This window comes from Microbulbifer sp. ABH2_005, from assembly GCF_056160005.1.
The window spans coordinates 3,860,295-3,877,285 of the sequence record NZ_JBSWWI010000001.1; the positions used below are offsets into that span (position 1 = coordinate 3,860,295).

17 protein-coding genes are annotated in these 16,991 nt (G+C 56.3%); 8 read left to right on the plus strand and 9 right to left on the minus strand.

What is annotated here, in order from left to right:
* Positions 1 to 129 precede the first annotated feature (129 nt).
* From prmA to coq7, 7 genes are all read left to right on the plus strand, one after another.
* Positions 130 to 1,011 carry a 50S ribosomal protein L11 methyltransferase gene (gene prmA / locus ACXAFI_RS16790; protein WP_444920918.1) on the plus strand — a complete coding sequence of 294 codons (882 nt, stop codon included), beginning with the start codon at positions 130 to 132 and terminating at the stop codon, positions 1,009 to 1,011.
* Positions 1,012 to 1,086: 75 nt separating this feature from the next.
* A complete protein-coding gene (locus tag ACXAFI_RS16795; RefSeq protein WP_475109679.1) occupies positions 1,087 to 2,370 on the plus strand; it encodes a DUF3426 domain-containing protein in 1,284 nt (427 codons plus the stop codon).
* Between the two features lie 194 nt (positions 2,371 to 2,564).
* Entirely contained in the window at positions 2,565 to 3,557 is a 993-nt protein-coding gene (gene dusB / locus ACXAFI_RS16800; protein ID WP_152451048.1) for a tRNA dihydrouridine synthase DusB, read from the plus strand.
* Complete coding sequence (fis, locus tag ACXAFI_RS16805; RefSeq protein ID WP_152451046.1) at positions 3,554 to 3,862, plus strand: DNA-binding transcriptional regulator Fis; 309 nt, start codon at positions 3,554 to 3,556, stop codon at positions 3,860 to 3,862. Before dusB ends, fis begins: the two co-directional genes overlap by 4 nt.
* A gap of 144 nt (positions 3,863 to 4,006) precedes the next feature.
* Entirely contained in the window at positions 4,007 to 5,578 is a 1,572-nt protein-coding gene (gene purH / locus ACXAFI_RS16810) for a bifunctional phosphoribosylaminoimidazolecarboxamide formyltransferase/IMP cyclohydrolase (protein WP_475109680.1), read from the plus strand.
* Positions 5,579 to 5,793: 215 nt separating this feature from the next.
* Positions 5,794 to 7,092, plus strand: coding sequence for a phosphoribosylamine--glycine ligase (gene purD / locus ACXAFI_RS16815; RefSeq protein ID WP_475109681.1), 1,299 nt, complete (start codon positions 5,794 to 5,796; stop codon positions 7,090 to 7,092).
* A 57-nt stretch (positions 7,093 to 7,149) separates the two neighbouring features.
* Complete coding sequence (gene coq7, locus ACXAFI_RS16820) at positions 7,150 to 7,794, plus strand: 2-polyprenyl-3-methyl-6-methoxy-1,4-benzoquinone monooxygenase (protein WP_152451040.1); 645 nt, start codon at positions 7,150 to 7,152, stop codon at positions 7,792 to 7,794.
* A gap of 98 nt (positions 7,795 to 7,892) precedes the next feature.
* Here the strand turns inward: coq7 and ACXAFI_RS16825 are convergent, their stop codons facing one another.
* Entirely contained in the window at positions 7,893 to 8,300 is a 408-nt protein-coding gene (locus ACXAFI_RS16825) for an OsmC family protein (protein ID WP_152451038.1), read from the minus strand.
* A gap of 299 nt (positions 8,301 to 8,599) precedes the next feature.
* On the opposite strand from ACXAFI_RS16825, the gene crp reads away from it, so the two are divergent.
* On the plus strand, positions 8,600 to 9,250 hold the full coding sequence (gene crp, locus ACXAFI_RS16830; protein WP_051089460.1) for a cAMP-activated global transcriptional regulator CRP: 651 nt from the start codon (positions 8,600 to 8,602) through the stop codon (positions 9,248 to 9,250).
* A gap of 72 nt (positions 9,251 to 9,322) precedes the next feature.
* On the opposite strand, the gene trpC is transcribed toward crp, so the two are convergent.
* The 8 genes from trpC to ACXAFI_RS16870 form a co-directional block, all read right to left on the minus strand.
* On the minus strand, positions 9,323 to 10,120 hold the full coding sequence (trpC, locus tag ACXAFI_RS16835; protein WP_475109837.1) for an indole-3-glycerol phosphate synthase TrpC: 798 nt from the start codon (positions 10,118 to 10,120) through the stop codon (positions 9,323 to 9,325).
* A complete protein-coding gene (gene trpD, locus ACXAFI_RS16840; RefSeq protein WP_444920913.1) occupies positions 10,114 to 11,163 on the minus strand; it encodes an anthranilate phosphoribosyltransferase in 1,050 nt (349 codons plus the stop codon). Before trpD ends, trpC begins: the two co-directional genes overlap by 7 nt.
* 73 nt (positions 11,164 to 11,236) lie before the next feature.
* Positions 11,237 to 11,815 (minus strand): anthranilate synthase component II, encoded by a 579-nt coding sequence (locus ACXAFI_RS16845; RefSeq protein WP_444920912.1) that lies wholly within the window; start codon positions 11,813 to 11,815, stop codon positions 11,237 to 11,239.
* Complete coding sequence (locus ACXAFI_RS16850) at positions 11,812 to 12,675, minus strand: ion transporter (RefSeq protein WP_475109682.1); 864 nt, start codon at positions 12,673 to 12,675, stop codon at positions 11,812 to 11,814. The genes ACXAFI_RS16845 and ACXAFI_RS16850 overlap by 4 nt, the downstream gene beginning before the upstream one ends.
* Positions 12,662 to 14,173: an anthranilate synthase component I gene (trpE, locus tag ACXAFI_RS16855; protein ID WP_475109683.1), complete on the minus strand. Its 1,512-nt coding sequence runs from the start codon at positions 14,171 to 14,173 to the stop codon at positions 12,662 to 12,664. The genes ACXAFI_RS16850 and trpE overlap by 14 nt, the downstream gene beginning before the upstream one ends.
* A 230-nt stretch (positions 14,174 to 14,403) precedes the next feature.
* The gene (rpe, locus tag ACXAFI_RS16860) at positions 14,404 to 15,066 is read right to left on the minus strand and encodes a ribulose-phosphate 3-epimerase (RefSeq protein ID WP_475109684.1); all 663 of its coding nucleotides are present in this window, start codon (positions 15,064 to 15,066) and stop codon (positions 14,404 to 14,406) included.
* 19 nt (positions 15,067 to 15,085) lie between these two features.
* A complete protein-coding gene (locus ACXAFI_RS16865) occupies positions 15,086 to 15,793 on the minus strand; it encodes a nucleotidyltransferase family protein (RefSeq protein WP_475109685.1) in 708 nt (235 codons plus the stop codon).
* Between the two features lie 28 nt (positions 15,794 to 15,821).
* Positions 15,822 to 16,862, minus strand: coding sequence for an aminoglycoside phosphotransferase family protein (locus ACXAFI_RS16870; RefSeq protein ID WP_475109686.1), 1,041 nt, complete (start codon positions 16,860 to 16,862; stop codon positions 15,822 to 15,824).
* Between the last annotated feature and the right edge of the window lie 129 nt (positions 16,863 to 16,991).

The following is a 16,991-nucleotide window of genomic DNA, read 5'->3' on the forward strand; positions in this document are numbered from 1 at the left end:
AAGCCAGGGCAAAGTTGGAGAGAATTGCGTTCACAATACGATGACACCGGGCGCCAGGGATGGCGGCGGACATCGCATCAACAGGGTGGCCCTACCACCTGAATAGCAGTTACTCACCACGGAATTCCTATGCCCTGGCTACAACTCCGCGTCGACACCGATCGTGCCCATGCGGAAAAAATCGAAAACGCCCTGCTTTTTGCCGGCGCCGTATCCGTAACCCTGCAGGACAACGCAGACCAACCCATTCTCGAACCCGGACTCGGCGAAGTCCCCCTGTGGGATCAAACGCGGGTGACCGGCTTGTTCGATGCCGAAATCGATACAGGCGTCACCGAGGCCAAAGCCGCCTCTTTCTTATGCGAACTCCTTCCCAATGCCCGCTGGGACCAGCTCGAAGATAAAGACTGGGAGCGCGAGTGGATGTCGCACTATAAGCCCATTCAATGTGGCGACAACTTGTGGATCTGCCCAAGCTGGTGCGAACCGCCCCAGCCGCAAGCAGTCAACCTGCTGCTGGACCCCGGACTCGCTTTCGGCACAGGCACTCACCCTACAACCTTCCTGTGCCTGCGCTGGTTGGCGCAAGAACCCTTGCAGGGCAAGAGCGCCATCGACTTCGGCTGTGGCTCCGGTATCCTCGGTATCGGTGCTTTATTGCTCGGCGCCGAACGCGCCATGGGTACCGATATCGATCCTCAAGCTCTGATCGCCAGTCGTGACAACGCCGTGCGCAACGGCATAGATCCACAGCGCTTCCCGGTTTATTTACCGGAACAGATGCCGCAGGAAAGTGCCGATATCATGCTTGCCAACATTCTTGCCGGCCCACTGGTAGAGCTCTCCACGCAGTTGATCGCTCTGACCAAGATCGGCGGCCGCATCTGCCTGTCGGGCATCCTCGCCTCCCAGGCAGAACAGGTAAAAAGCGCCTACGCAGAGAGTATCGACTTCGATGAGGATGCCGAGCACGAGGGCTGGGTACGCTTGAGCGGCACTCGGATTCGCTAAATACGCCAGCCAGTACTACGCGGGGACCGGACAGACTGATAAACTTGAGCGCAAAATAAACTGCGCCATAGTCGAATGTCTCAACTGGTAACCCGCTGCCCCCACTGCAGCACCTCATTCCATATCAACGACCAGCAGCTTCGCGCCGCCCGCGGTGCGGTGCGCTGCGGCTCCTGCCTGCAGGTTTTCCGCGCGGATGAGAACATCGTCTTCAACGACAATGGCCCCGACACACGCAGTGATCTGGAAACGCTACTGGAAGACGATGACTTCCTGATTCACGATGATATCGAACTGGAAGATGATGATCCGGCAGAGGAGGCGGCTGCCACCAATCCCACCGAAAAGCACTCTCCCAGTAACACTGCGGACCGAGAATCCGAGGAGGACATCTCCCACGAAACTCCAGCAGCCAATTCAGAGAACCTTATTGGTGATGCATTTGGCGATAATGAGTGGCAGGAACTGCAGGAAGAGCAGCTCGAGGACGATCCCGAGGAAGAACTGGAATCGGTACTAAAACCAGACTGGGACGATACTCCTGATTTCGAGTGCAGTGCTACAAGCGCCGATGAGAAATCCCTCAGCCCCACTGCTGAGAGCGATAACTTCGGCGACCTTGAGCCCTGGGAGCGCCCCTTAGAGTCGCAGGCTCCCACAACAGAGTCCTACGAGCCTGAACCCGCACTCAAGACGCCCTCTGCCTCTGAAGAAATACTCTCTGCACCATTGACGGAAGCCGGCAATGGACGCAAAGAGCCCTACTTTGCCACCGGAGCCGACAGCGCCCCAGAACCGCAGGCGGAGCCCGTTCGCGAACAGCTAATCTCCGCTATTCAGCCTGCCCCGGTGGAAATGACTTGGGGTGCGGCATCATCGAAGAGAGCGGTGAATCCCTGGCTGTGGCGGCTACTCCTTCCCTTTTTAACGCTCTTGCTGTTATTCCAGTTGGCTTACTTTCAGTTTGACCGGCTTAGCAAGCAGCAGCCCTGGCGCGATATCTACGCTTCTGTCTGTCCGCTGCTCGGCTGTGCCCTGCCCCCACTGCGGGATCCCAATGCAATCCAGGCCTCCAACCTGATGGTGCGCAGCCATCCACAATTGGAAGGCGCACTGGTAGTGGACGCCGTGTTACTGAACTCAGCTCCCTACCCCCAACCTTTCCCCAACCTGCTGCTAAATTTCAGCGACTTGAAAAACAAGGCGGTGGCGAGTCGCCGCTTTACTCCCGAAGAGTATTTGCAGGGTGAGCTGGCTGGGCGCAAGCAGATGCCCCAGGGCAGCCCCATTCACATCGCCATTGAGGTGGTTGACCCAGGGGCCGAGGCGGTGAACTACGAGATGAAAATCGCCCCATAGGAAAATGATTGGCGCCATGATAGCCGGCGCCTTGGCGGACAAAGCCACCAAAATTGACCACTCAGCGAGCTAAACGCACAGGGATCGATCAATTTGCCCGCTTTTTCGCTTTGCCATCTCCGGGCCAGTCGTTATCATAGGCGGCCTTTTTGCCAGGGCACAGATCGCCCTTCCAAAGCCCAAACGGAGTTACCGTGTCTATTGCTATAGGCCCCTACATTATCGACAACCCGGTAATCTTGGCGCCTATGGCCGGAGTTACTGATCGCCCCTTCCGCCAATTGTGTCGCCAACTCGGCGCCGGCCTGGTGGTATCGGAAATGGTGACCTCTGACACGCGTCTGTGGAATAGCCGCAAGTCGCGCTTGCGCCTGGACCACGGTGGTGAAGCAGCTCCCATATCGGTGCAAATCGCTGGTGGTGATCCCGAGATGATGGCCCAGGCCGCTCGGGAAAATGTGCGTCGCGGCGCGCAAATCATCGATATCAATATGGGCTGCCCGGCAAAAAAAGTGTGTAAAAAAGCGGCGGGCTCCGCCCTGCTGCGGGATGAAAAACTGGTTGCGGATATATTGCAGGCCGTGGTCCAGTCTGTCTCTGTCCCGGTGACGCTCAAGATCCGCACCGGCTGGTGTACGGATTCCCGCAATGGTGTCACCGTAGCCCAAATGGCTGAGGATGCCGGCATCGCCGCTCTGGCGGTTCACGGTCGTACTCGCGCCTGCGGCTACCACGGACAGGCTGAATTCGATACCATTGCCGAAATTGTATCCAGGGTAGGAATCCCGGTTTTTGCCAACGGCGACATCACCAGTGCCGAGAGAGCCCGCGAGGTGCTCGATTACACTGGCGCGGCGGCGGTCATGATCGGCCGCGCCGCACAGGGACGACCTTGGATTTTTCGGGAGATAGCCCACTACCTCGCCACTGGCGAGCGGCTGCCCGAACCAACATTGGACGAAGTAAGAAAAATACTGCTCACCCACTTGGGTGAACTGCACCGATTCTACGGTGAGGTGATGGGGGTCCGTATCGCCCGCAAGCATGTGGGTTGGTACTTGAAGACACTCGCGGACAGCGAGTCCTTCCGCAAGACCTTTTTCCAGATAGAGAGCGCAGAAGTACAACATGCCAGCGTTCACGCGTGGTTTGAACGCCGAATAACGAGAGGGGCACAAGCGGCATGAATAACGAAGTATTGATTCCGGATACTGGCAGCGAAGAAGTATCCTCCAGGGGGCAAACGCAGCTGGCTCAGCCGCAGCAGCAGTCCCTGCGCGATGCGGTCGAGCACGCAATGGAGAACTATTTCCGCCACCTGGATGGCCAGATGGTTACCGATGTCTACGACATGGTGCTGTCAGAGATCGAAGCGCCCATGCTCGAAGTGGTGATGAAATACACCCGCCACAACCAGACACGCGCCGCGCAACTGCTGGGGCTCAACCGCGGCACCCTGCGCAAGAAGCTGAAGCGCTACGGCCTGCTGTAAGCTTCCCACCATGCGAATTTTTGAAGGGGGATGAGGTTACTCATCCCCCTTCGCTATTTTCCCGGCGGCAGTTTTCGCCACAGCAGCGCAAACTCCGCTACAACCACTGACAACCCTATCCCAAAACCAGTTGGACCAAGTGCAATGACAGACCAGGTTGCAATCCGCCGCGCTCTGATTAGTGTCTCTGACAAGAGTGGCATCGTAGAGTTCGCCCAACAGCTCTCCGCAATGGGCGTAGAAATCCTCTCCACCGGCGGCACCCACCGCCAACTCAAAGAAGCAGGAATCCCCGTCGTAGAGGTCTCCGACTACACCGGCTTCCCCGAGATGATGGATGGCCGCGTTAAGACGCTGCACCCGAAAGTGCACGGCGGTATTCTGGGACGCCGTGGCACCGATGACGCCATTATGGGTGAGCACGGTATCACTCCGATCGATATGGTTGTGGTCAACCTCTACCCCTTCGCACAAACTGTTGCCAAGCCTGACTGCTCTCTCGAGGACGCCATCGAGAATATCGATATCGGCGGCCCCACCATGGTTCGCGCCGCGGCCAAGAACCACAAAGATGTCACCATCGTGGTCAATGCCAGCGATTACGACAGCATTATCGAAGAGATGAAAGCCAGCGACGGCGCCCTGAGCCATGCCAGCCGCTTTGACCTGGCAGTAAAAGCCTTCGAACACACAGCGGGCTATGACGGCGCTATCGCCAACTACCTGGGCGCCATTAAGGGCGAAGAAAAGCAGCTGTTCCCGTGCACCTACAACAGCCAATTTATCAAGAAGCTGGATCTGCGCTACGGCGAGAATCCGCACCAAAAATCCGCTTTCTACACCGAGGCCAACCCGGCCGAGGCCAGTATCTCCACTGCCACTCAGCTGCAAGGCAAAGAGCTGTCCTACAACAATATTGCCGATACTGACGCGGCACTGGAATGTGTGAAAGCTTTTGACGAGCCCGCCTGTGTGATCGTTAAGCACGCCAACCCCTGTGGCGTGGCAATTGGTGAGAGCATCGGCAAGGCCTATGACCTGGCCTTCGCCACCGACAGCGAGTCCGCCTTTGGCGGCATCATCGCCTTCAACCGCGAACTGGATGGCGCCACTGCCCGCGCTATCGTCGAACGCCAGTTCGTTGAAGTGATCATCGCCCCGTCTGTCTCCGAAGAAGCCAAGCAGGCAGTGGCCGAAAAGAAAAATGTGCGTTTGCTGGTTTGCGGCCAATGGAGTGCGGAACGCACCCCAGCACTGGATTACAAGCGCGTTAATGGCGGTCTGCTGGTTCAGGATCGTGATGACGGTATTGTCACCGCCGCCGACTTGAAAGTGGTCTCCAAGCGTCAGCCCACTGAAGAGGAGATCCGCGATCTGCTGTTCACTTGGAAAGTGGCCAAGTTTGTGAAATCCAACGCCATCGTATACGGAAAAGATGGCCGCACTGTCGGCGTTGGCGCAGGCCAGATGAGCCGCGTTAACTCCGCGCGTATCGCCGCGATCAAGGCTGAGCACGCCGGCCTCGCCGTTGAGGGATCCGTGATGGCCTCCGACGCCTTCTTCCCCTTCCGCGACGGTATCGATAACGCCGCCGCTGTCGGTATCCAGGCGGTCATCCAGCCGGGTGGCTCCATGCGCGATGAAGAAGTAATCGCCGCAGCGGACGAGCACAACATGGCCATGGTCTTTACCGGCATGCGCCATTTCCGCCACTAAATCATCGGCAAACTCCGCGGAGCACCTATCCTGCTCCGCGGAGGCTGGTGACAATGAAGTATCCACTGCGCCATTGTCACCAGTAGTTTCTAGCGCCCACCAGAAAGAGGCGCCCATTACAGGCGGACAACACCACCTGCAATGATTCCGCGCTAAACTAGCGCACCTGATACCTGTCCAATGGACCCAAGTGGTCGACTTAGGGGGATTTAAGAATGAATGTATTGATCATCGGCTCAGGTGGCCGCGAGCACGCCCTGGCGTGGAAAGCCGCACAAAACCCAAAAGTGGGCACCGTGTTCGTAGCCCCGGGCAACGCCGGCACCGCCCGTGAAGGCAAAGTGCAGAATGTGGCTATCGGCGTCGATAATTTCCCCGCACTGGCGGACTTCGCCGAGGAAAACGGCGTGGAACTCACTATCGTCGGCCCCGAAGCGCCATTGGTTGACGGCATCGTGGATTTCTTTAACGGACGTGGTCTCGCCATCTTTGGCCCCAGCAAGGGCGCTGCCCAACTGGAGGGCTCCAAGGCTTTCACCAAGGATTTTCTCGAACGCCACGAGATCCCCACCGCTGCCTATCGCAATTTCACCGAAATTGAGCCGGCCGTCGAATACATCCGCGAGCGCGGAGCGCCCATCGTAGTCAAAGCCGATGGCCTCGCCGCCGGCAAGGGCGTCATCGTCGCCGAGACCGAGCAGCAGGCCGAGCTGGCAGTGCGCGATATGCTCTCCGGCAACGCCTTTGGCGACGCAGGCTGCCGTGTAGTGATTGAGGAATTTCTGCAGGGTGAAGAGGCGAGCTTTATCGTTATGGTGGATGGGGAGAATATCCTGCCCATGGCCACCAGTCAGGATCACAAGCGCGTCGGTGACGGCGACACCGGCCCCAATACCGGCGGCATGGGTGCCTACTCTCCCGCTCCGGTAGTGACCGACAGCGTCTACCAGCGCATTATGCAGAAAGTGATCGAGCCCACCGTAAAAGGCCTCGCCGCAGAGGGCACACCTTATACTGGCTTTCTCTACGCCGGCCTGATGATCGATCCCCAGGGCGCTCCCAGAGTGATCGAATACAACTGTCGCTTTGGCGACCCCGAAACCCAGCCCATTATGATGCGCTTGAAATCCGATCTGGTGGACCTGTGCCTGGCTGCGCTCGACAAAAAGCTCGACAGCGTAACGGCAGAGTGGGACCCGCGCCCATCACTTGGGGTGGTACTGGCCGCACACGGCTACCCCGGTAGTTACCGCAAGGGCGATGCTATTAGTGGACTTGAAAAAGCCGATAGTGATAACGCCAAGGTCTTCCACGCCGGTACCGCCCTAGACGGCGAGCGGGTGGTCACCAATGGCGGCCGAGTACTCTGTGCCACCGCACTGGGGAACACTGTCGCCGAAGCCCAGGCCAATGCCTATGAGGCTGCCCGCACCATCTACTGGGAAGGTGTCTTTTACCGGAAAGATATCGGTTATCGCGCAATCGAAAGAGAACAGGCCGGTAGCGATAAGTAGTTTTAGCCAGTCGTGGCGGCAGCTAGAAGCTACCGCCATACAGAGGGAGCAACACACATGAGCGAACGCAATCTGAGTGGACTCGATCGCCTGCTGATTCAGGCTGATCGTGCCCTGCGCACCCTGAGTCCGGGCGAGCCCTGCCACGGTCGCGCATCTCCGGCCAAAGGCGAAGCAGAAGCCGAGCTCAGCGATGCCGAGCGCAAGCACGCCGCCGGCCTGATGCGGGTTAACCACAGTGGCGAAGTGTGCGCTCAGGCTCTCTACCAAGGCCAGGCACTCACCGCAAAACTGCCGGAAGTTCGCGGAGAAATGGAGCGTGCCGCGGACGAGGAGATCGACCACCTCGCTTGGTGTGAGCAACGTCTCAAAGAGCTGGACAGCCGCCCGAGCCTGCTCAATCCGCTCTGGTATGGCTTGTCATTTGGACTGGGCGCCGCCGCCGGCAAAATCAGCGATCGCATCAGCCTGGGTTTTGTCGCCGCGACAGAAGAAAGGGTCTGTGAGCACTTGGAGAGTCACTTGCAAAAACTACCGGCCCAGGACAAACGCAGTCGCGCCGTGGTGGAGCAGATGCTGGTCGATGAGAGCGAACACGCTCACGCGGCGCTGGCCGCCGGGGGTAAACGCTTCCCCGCACCGGTGAAAGGCGCTATGTCACTGGTATCCAAGGTGATGACCTCAGCCAGTTACAAAATTTAAGGTTTTAAGTGCCGATTCACAAAATGGACTGGCCCGCTAAAAGTAACAGCCTTTTAGCGGGCCTTTTCTTTTTTCTTCTTTTTCCTGCAATATTTAATTCAGGCTTCTTCCACTCGATAGCGGTGTACAATCTCCACTCCCGCATTGCGTAACATAATTGAAGCGGAACAATACTTCTCTGCAGATAATTCCACCGCACGAGCGACATGGGATTCTTTTAATCCACGACCTCGCACAACAAACTCCATTTCAATTCGCTCAAAAGGTGAAGGGGTAGTATCCGGGCGAATACCATTCAATTCACAGTGACAGGAAATAATATCCTGGCGCGCCTTTTGTAAAATGGAAATCACATCGTAAGCTGCACAACCGCCAACACCGAGGAGAATCATCTCCATCGGACGTACGCCATTATTGGTGCGGCCCCCTTCCATCACTACAGAATTACCGCTGCCGGCTTCGCCGACGAAGGTCAAATCATTAACCCAGGTTACCTTGCCCTGCATTGCCATGCTCCCACTGAAATTCAAGTCGCGAAGCTTAGCACAGTACAAGATTATGCCGACAAACAGAGTATTTCCGGTATAGTGTCCACAACACCTCCGCGCGGAATGTTGACTTCCGAAGTGATACCTTTCGTCAGTGAACGCAGCAGCCCGCTTGCAGTCCAATCGCACCGGCGCCAGGGTGTCACAGGTCACACTGCGGAACTTTGCCGCGCCCAACCTCTGTTGGGGACTGTTTTTTCGCGCGATAATTCAATAGTGCTCAGCTGCTAAAGCCGGGATAGAGCACGAGACTAAAAATGAGGAATAAATCCGTGACGGTTGCTATCGAAGACCCCATGACTATCGGCAATATTGAAGACTTTCTGGCCCACTGCCACCGGCGCCGCTATCCGGCCAAGAGCACGATTATCTATGCCGGCGACCGCTGTGAGTCTCTCTATTTCATTATGCGCGGTTCAGTGACTGTCCTGATTGAGGATGATGAAGGCCGCGAAATGATCGTGGCCTACCTGAACGACGGGGACTTTTTTGGGGAAATGGGCCTGTTTGATCAGGACACCCGCAGTGCCTGGGTACGCACCAAAACTGAGTGTGAAGTTGCGGAAATTTCCTATACCAAATTCCAGGAACTGACTCGTCAGCACCCAGAATTCCTGTTCGCCCTGGCTACGCAAATGGCCGGACGCCTGCGCAATACCACCCGTAAGGTCGGCGACCTGGCCTTCCTGGATGTTACCGGTCGTGTGGCGCGCACCCTTTTAGACTTGTGCAACGAACCCGATGCGATGACCCACCCAGAGGGCATGCAAATTAAGATCACTCGCCAGGAAATTGGCCGAATCGTCGGCTGCTCCCGCGAGATGGTCGGACGCGTGTTGAAAACCCTGGAAGAACAGGGGCTGGTATCGGTCAAGGGTAAAACCATGGTGGTGTACGGTACCCGCTAATAAGGCGAGTTACTTCACAGCATAAAAAAGGGCGATTTTAATATCGCCCTTTTTTTATTTTCTCACCTGCAGTCAGTTAAACATCTCCATCAGTTTACGCCCCGGCTCCTCTTCACGCATAAAGGCCTCACCAACCAAAAATGCATCGACGCTGTGCCCACGCATGGCCGCGACATCATCCGTGGTGTGGATGCCGCTTTCAGTAACAACAATGCGATCCTTGGGGATCAAATCGAGCAGCTTGAAAGTATTTTCCAACTGCACCTCAAAGGTGTGCAGGTTGCGATTATTAATCCCGATTAAACGGTTGGGCAGAACCAGTGCACGCTCCAACTCCGCGCGATTGTGTACTTCCACCAACACATCCAATCCCAGCTCCAAAGCCAGACCATTGAGTTCCTGCATTTGCTGGTCTTCCAGGCAGGCGGCAATGAGCAGGATACAGTCGGCCCCGATGGCACGCGCCTCAAACACCTGGTAGGGGTCCACAGTAAAATCCTTGCGCAACACCGGCAGGCGCACCGCGTTGCGTGCCTGCTGTAAATAACTATCATCTCCCTGGAAAAAATCCCTATCGGTAAGCACCGATAGGCAGGCCGCGCCACCTCTCTCATAACTGGTCGCAATTTCTGCGGGAAGAAAATCCTCGCGAATCACTCCCTTGCTGGGGGAGGCCTTCTTGATTTCCGCAATCACCGCGGCCTCCCCCTCGGCGATTTTGTGTTCCAGTGCCGCGACAAACCCCCTTGCCGGCGGTTGGTCCTGTGCGTTTAGACGCATTTCTTCCAGGCTGCATAGGGATTTACGCTCCGCCACTTCCTGCCACTTGCGCTCGATAATAGTTTTTAAAATGGTCGGTGTGCTCACGATTTCACTTCCTCGGGGCGAAAGGCGCTGGTAAAGGCAGCCAGGTCATTAATTTTTTCTGCGGCCAAACCACTATCGATGGCATCCTGCGCCATGGCAACGCCCTGCTCTGCCGTGTTTGCGGTGCCGCTGACATAAATGGCCAGGCCTGCATTCAAGGCAATAATATCCGCAGCTTTTTGCCCCGCCTCGGTTTCGCGTTTGCCCAGTGCGTCGCGGATCAGGGACAGAGACTCTTCGGCACCAGAAACGATCAATCCGTCCAGGCTCTGGCGGGGCAATCCAAAGTCTTCGGGGCGGAGTGTAAACTCACTGATAACACCATCCTTTAATTCCACCGCAAAAGTATCCGCGGCGATACTGGCCTCGTCGAGACCGTCATCGCTGTGCAGGACCAATACGTGCTCGGAACCGAGACGCTGCAGAACCTCGGCCAACAGGCGGCAATAATGCTTCTCGTAAACTCCGATAACCTTGCGCTTAACTCCGGCGGGGTTGGTCATGGGGCCTAGCAAATTAAAAATAGTGCGTAACCCCAGTGCTTTGCGCGCGGGGCCCACATGGCGAACGGCGCTGTGGAAACTGGGCGCGAACATAAAGCCGATACCGAGGGTTTCCACACAGCGGGCCATTTGTTCCGCGCTTAAATCCAGATAAACCCCTGCGCGCTCGAGCAAATCGGCGGAGCCACTACTAGAAGACACCGAACGGTTGCCATGTTTGGCCACCCTGGCCCCGGCGGCAGCTGCAACAAAGCCACTGGCACTGGACACATTAAACAGGTTCGCGCCATCGCCGCCGGTGCCGACAATATCCACAGTGTTGTCCAAGTCGAGTTCCACCTTGGTGGCCAGTGCGCGCATGGTTTCCACTGCTCCGACGATCTCATCGACGGTTTCACCGCGAATACGCAACGCAATCAGCAAGGCTCCTATCTGTGCTTCCAGGGCTTCGCCACGCATAATCTGGCCGACAGTCTCGCGCATCTCCTCACGAGTCAGGTGCTCTCCATCCACCAGCTTGGCGATGGCTTTTTGTATATTCATTGTGTCCCCCTTGTCCCGCTCAGTGTTGATTGGTGCAGAGCGCAAATCACCGCTCCGCGTTTTGCCCTTAGCATCAGGACTCGAGAAAATTCCTCAACATATCGTGGCCATGCATCGTGAGAATGGATTCGGGGTGAAACTGCACCCCCTCGATTGGCAATTCCCGGTGGCGCACCCCCATAATTTCATCGATCTCGCCGTCTGGCGTCTCCGTCCAGGCGGTAATTTCCAGGCATTCAGGCAAGCTGCCCTTTTCCACCACCAGGGAGTGATAACGGGTGGCCTCGAAAGGATTGGACAGGCCGTGAAACACCCCCAGGTTGTTGTGCACTATAGGCGATGTTTTGCCGTGCATAACCTGGCCGGCACGCACAACGCGACCGCCGAACACCTGGCCGATACTCTGGTGCCCGAGGCAAATGCCCAAAATGGGGATACGTCCGGCAAAGTGGCGAATTGCCTCCAGGGAAATCCCGGCCTCATTGGGTGTACAGGGACCCGGTGAAATCACAATTTTCGCTGGGGCCATCTGCTCAATGTCCTCAAGGGTGATCTCGTCATTGCGCTTGACCACAACCTCCGCACCCAGCTCCTCAAGGTACTGCACCACATTCCAGGTAAAGGAGTCGTAGTTATCGATCATTAAAATCATTGCTTGGCTCCCATTGCCTGTGCAGTGTCGGAAGATGCTTCCATGCGTTTTTGCAAACGCGCCAGCGCCGCCTGGGTTGAGCGCAATTCGCGTAGGATTTCGGTTTGACTGGGTGGCAGGCACATCTCATCCATACGACGCAGCTTGGCCTCCTCCAGGTTATTGATTACCACACCGATAAACAGGTTGATCATGACAAAAGCGCCCATGACCACAAAACTGACAAAGTAGAGCCAGGCCCAGGGCATTGAATCCATTGCGGTGTACATAATGTCGGTCCAATCCTCAAAGGTCACAATGCGGAACAGACTTAACAGAGCGATCGGCAAGCTGCGCCAGTGGGTCGGGTCCACCTCGTGAAAGAGGAAATAGCCCGCCACGCCATAGATATAAAAAATAATCCCCATCAAAATTGCGATGTGCATCATGCTCGGCAAGCTGCGCAACAGTGTATCCACCAGAGTCCGTAATTCCGGGAAAGCGGAAACTAGACGCAGTACCCGTAGTACCCTTACCAAGCGCGCGAGTGTTGCCAGTGGCCCTGTAGCGGGAATCAGGCTGAGGGCAATGATGGTAAAATCAAAGCAGTTCCAACCGCTGGCGAAATAACGCCAGGGGCGCGATCCCTGCGAAACTATTTTTATTCCCGCTTCTACAATAAAAGCGGTCAGTACCAGCTGGTTAACGACGTCCAGCGTGGTACCGAAATGCTCCATCACCCAGCTGGAGGTCTCCAGTCCCACCGCCAGCGCATTGAGAAGGATTATCCCAATGATCACCTGATTAAATAGCGGGGCTTCGACTATCTGCTGGCAACGGGTGGCAAGAGATATTTTTTGGGGAATACTAGCTTCGCTCATCTTGTTCGATCTTTACTTCTTTACAACTACTGGCCAGAGCCATGCCCGCTGCGCGAAACAGTGCCCTGGCCTTGTTCATGGTTTCATCCCACTCGGATTGAGGGTCAGAATCGGCTACCAGGCCGGCACCGGCCTGGATAAATAACTGCCCATCCTTGATCACTGCGGTGCGAATTGCGATGGCCGTGTCCATATTGCCATTCCAGGCCAAGTAACCCACTGCACCACCATAGATACCGCGCTTCTCCGGTTCCAGTTCATCGATAATTTCCATAGCGCGGATCTTTGGCGCCCCGGATAATGTGCCAGCCGGCAGTGCCGCGCGCAGGGCGTCCATACCGGTGAGTCCTTCCCGCAATTGGCCGGTGACATTGGAGGTGATATGCATCACATGGGAATAGCGTTCCACCACCATCTGCTCGGTGACCCGCACGCTGCCTGTCGCCGCTACGCGGCCCACATCATTGCGCCCCAGGTCGATCAACATCAGGTGCTCGGCACACTCTTTGGGATCGGCCAAGAGTTCCTGCTCCAGGGCTTTATCCTCCTCTTCCGTGGCACCGCGACGGCGAGTGCCAGCCAGCGGGCGCACAGTCATCTCGCCTTCTTCCAGACGCACCAGAATCTCCGGGCTAGAACCCACAACCTGGTGATCGCCGAGGTCGAGGAAATACATATAAGGTGAGGGGTTCAGGCTGCGCAGGGCGCGATAGAAATTCAGAGGGGGCGCGTCGAAGGGAGCCGACAGGCGCTGGGAGGGCACCACCTGCATCACATCACCGGCGAGAACATATTCCTTCACCCGGTCCACGGCTTTCTTGAAGTTTTCCTCACCAAAGTGAGAGTGAAAAGCACTCTCCTCAATTCCCTTGCCATTCAGGTCCAGGGGCACAGTATTCGGTAACGGCTGGGCCAACCGTTCGACCAGTTGATCCAGGCGCTGCTGGGCTCGCTCATAGGCATCGGCCTGAGCGGGGTCCGCGTGCACAATAAAAATAACCGCACCGGCGAGATTGTCGAACACCACCAGCTCATCACTGACCATCAATAGGATATCCGGATTACCCAGGCTATCCTGCGGCACACTGTGGGCCAGACGCGGCTCAATATAGCGCACACAGTCATAGCCAAAATACCCGACCAGGCCGCCGTTAAAGCGTGGCAAATCGGTAAGTTCCGGCACCCGATAGCGCTGCTGAAACTGTTCCACAAATGCCAGCGGGTCCCGCTCCGTGTGGCTTTCAATCACCGCCCCATCGCGCTCCACAGTAACCTCGCTGCCACGTACCCGCAGCAGAGTTCTTGCCGGCAGACCAATAATGGAGTAACGCCCCCATTTCTCCCCGCCCTGTACAGACTCCAGCAGGTAGCTATAACGCCCTTTGGCAAGCTTCATATAAGTGGACAGGGGGGTTTCAATATCCGCCAGTACTCGGCGTACCAGCGGGATACGGTTATAGCCCGCAGACACAAGCTGGGCGTATTCACTAGGGGTCATAGAGACTCCGATCTATTAGGTATTTTTCTAGTTGGCGCCAAAGTATAGGCAGCGCCCACGGGAGAGGTGGCCGAATGGTATCGTTGACCCATTGGCCTCAGCGGATCAGCGGCGCCATCGCCAGCTGCTGGATGTGGGGATAGTGTGGTTCACGGAAATTCCCTCTGTGCAGGCGCACAAGTTTACAAATCCCGTATACGGCGGGCAAGAGGTTACCCGCCAGGTTTTTCTCAGGACAAGCTATCGCGCATTGCAGCAATCACTTCAGCGTAGTCGGGGGCATTGAAAATCGCAGAACCCGCAACAAAAGTATCCGCGCCGGCGGCAGCAATCTCCGCAATATTGTCGCGGTTGACCCCGCCATCGATCTCCAGGCGAATATCGTAACCGGAAGCATCAATCAGCTGACGCGCCTCACGCAATTTATCCAGGGTGCCCGGAATAAATTTCTGGCCGCCAAAGCCTGGATTGACCGACATCAGCAAAATCATATCCAGCTTGTCCATCACATATTTGGCCGCATCCAGCCCAGTGGCCGGGTTAAACACCAGACCGGCCTTGCAACCGAGGCTGCGAATCAACTGCAGGGAGCGATCAGGGTGACGTGAAGCCTCCGGGTGAAAGGTAATATAGCTTGCACCCGCATCGGCAAACATGCGAATCATATCGTCCACCGGCTCCACCATCAGGTGCACATCAATTGGCGCCCCGACACCATGCTTACGCAGCGCCTCGCACACCATTGGGCCGATGGTGAGGTTGGGCACATAGTGGTTGTCCATCACATCGAAGTGCACCCAATCGGCACCAGCCGCTAACACGTTGTCCACTTCTTCACCGAGGCGGGCAAAATCGGCGGAAAGAATCGAGGGGGCAATCTTGTAATCTGACATCTTTTTTTCCTTCAGTAACTCAATTTTCCGCACTCAGGCGGTAATGCAGGTTTTCCAGGCGCTCGGGGGTGCCCACATCACACCAGTCCCCGGTGTATAAATCCGCCTGTAACTTATCCTCATTGAAGGTGAACACCTCACCAAGGCCGAAGCATTCGCGCATTTTGGGGTAGCGGGTCAACACTTCGGGGCGTAGCAAGCTGATGCCGGCAAAGGTATAGCAGGGCTTAGCTGTTCCCGATAACAGGCCATTCTCAATTCCAAAGTCCCCCTCCGGGTTATGCGGGGGGTTGGGCACCATAAGCAGGCGACCGGGGCATTCTTTGGGCAGCGGGCGGGCCACCCACTGGGAAAGGTCGAAGTCACACCAGACATCCCCATTAACCACAAAGAATGGCCCCTCTCCCAGCAGCGGCATCGCGTTGAGAATTCCCCCTGCAGTCTCAAAGGGCCGGTCTTCCTGCTCCACAGAATACTGGATATCCAGGCCCCAACGATCGCCATTCCCCAGATAGTCACGAATCATATGGCCCAAATGGCCCAGGTTGATCACTACTCGTTGAATTCCTACGCCCTGTAGTCGCTCCAACACATGCTCAATCAGAGGTTTGCCTGCCACAGACAGCAGAGGCTTGGGGGTTTGGTCAGTAAGAGGGCGCATTCTACGCCCAAAACCTGCCGCCAAGACCATAGCGGTTGTGGGGGCTTTTTCGGTGAGCTGAGTCATTCAATTCATCTATCAGTTTTTATTCGGCTTATCTAAGCTTCTCTCCGGCACAGCGATAATCGTTGTACCAGGGCTGCTGCTCGATCAGCGGGAGCAGCTGCTGTTCAAACCACTGCGCAAATGGCTTGAGTTCCTCATAGCGATCAGCAACCTCCAGCACATAGCGTATCACCAGGGGCAGATCTCCCAGGTAATTCTGCTTGCCATCGCGCAGCGAAAGGCGTGGAAACAAGCCCAGCACTTTAATGTGACGCTGGAGGCCCATCCAGTCGAACCACTTTATGAACTCTTTCGGGTCTACAGGTTCCAGCACCCCAGCAGCTTCTGCGGTAGCGGCATAGGCCAAAGCCCAGCGCTCGACCCGTTGGCGTGGCCAGCGGATATAGCAGTCCCGTAACAGAGAGACCAAATCGTAGGTGATCGGTCCCCACACTGCATCCTGAAAATCCACGATTCCGGGACGCTCACCACCACGGACCATTAAGTTGCGGCTGTGGTAGTCCCTATGCACCAGGGTTTGCGGCTGGCTCGCGGCACTTTCCAGTAACTGTTGAAAGGTATCTTGCAACAGGCAGTTTTCCGCTTCATTTAGGGAGTAGCCAAGTAATTTGCCTACCAGCCACTCGGGCATAATACGCATCTCTGTCAGCAACAATTCCCGGCTATAGTCCGGAAGTAACCCCTCCTCCCGAGGTATCTGCTGGAGGCTTAGCAATTCGCTCATTACCTCCGCATAGAGCCCCTCAACACTGTCATCACTCAACACATTGAATAACTGGGTATCGCCCAGGTCTTCCAATAGCAGATAACCATTAGTCGTATCGGCGGCCATCACCATGGGTGTGTGCACGCCATTGCGCCGCAGATAATCGGCAAGTGCTATAAAGCGAGCTGGATTGGTACGCTCAGGAGGGGAGTCAACAGCAATTAATCTGGGCTCGGTAGAAGTACGGAAATAGCGCCGAAAACCTGCATCCCCGGTAAGCTTGGCCAACTCTATTGGTGACTCAGTATCCAAAGCCCTCCCCACCCAACGAGTCAGAGTCTCTCGTCGCAGGTCATCACTCACAATACATCCTTCATTTGCTCTTTGGCCTATAGCTAATTCTTTCTATCGCGGCAGTTTCCCACTAAGCGGCCCACATTGAAACCCTGCCCGATAAGACGCAGCAACTATCCCCTTGCTACCCGCGTACCA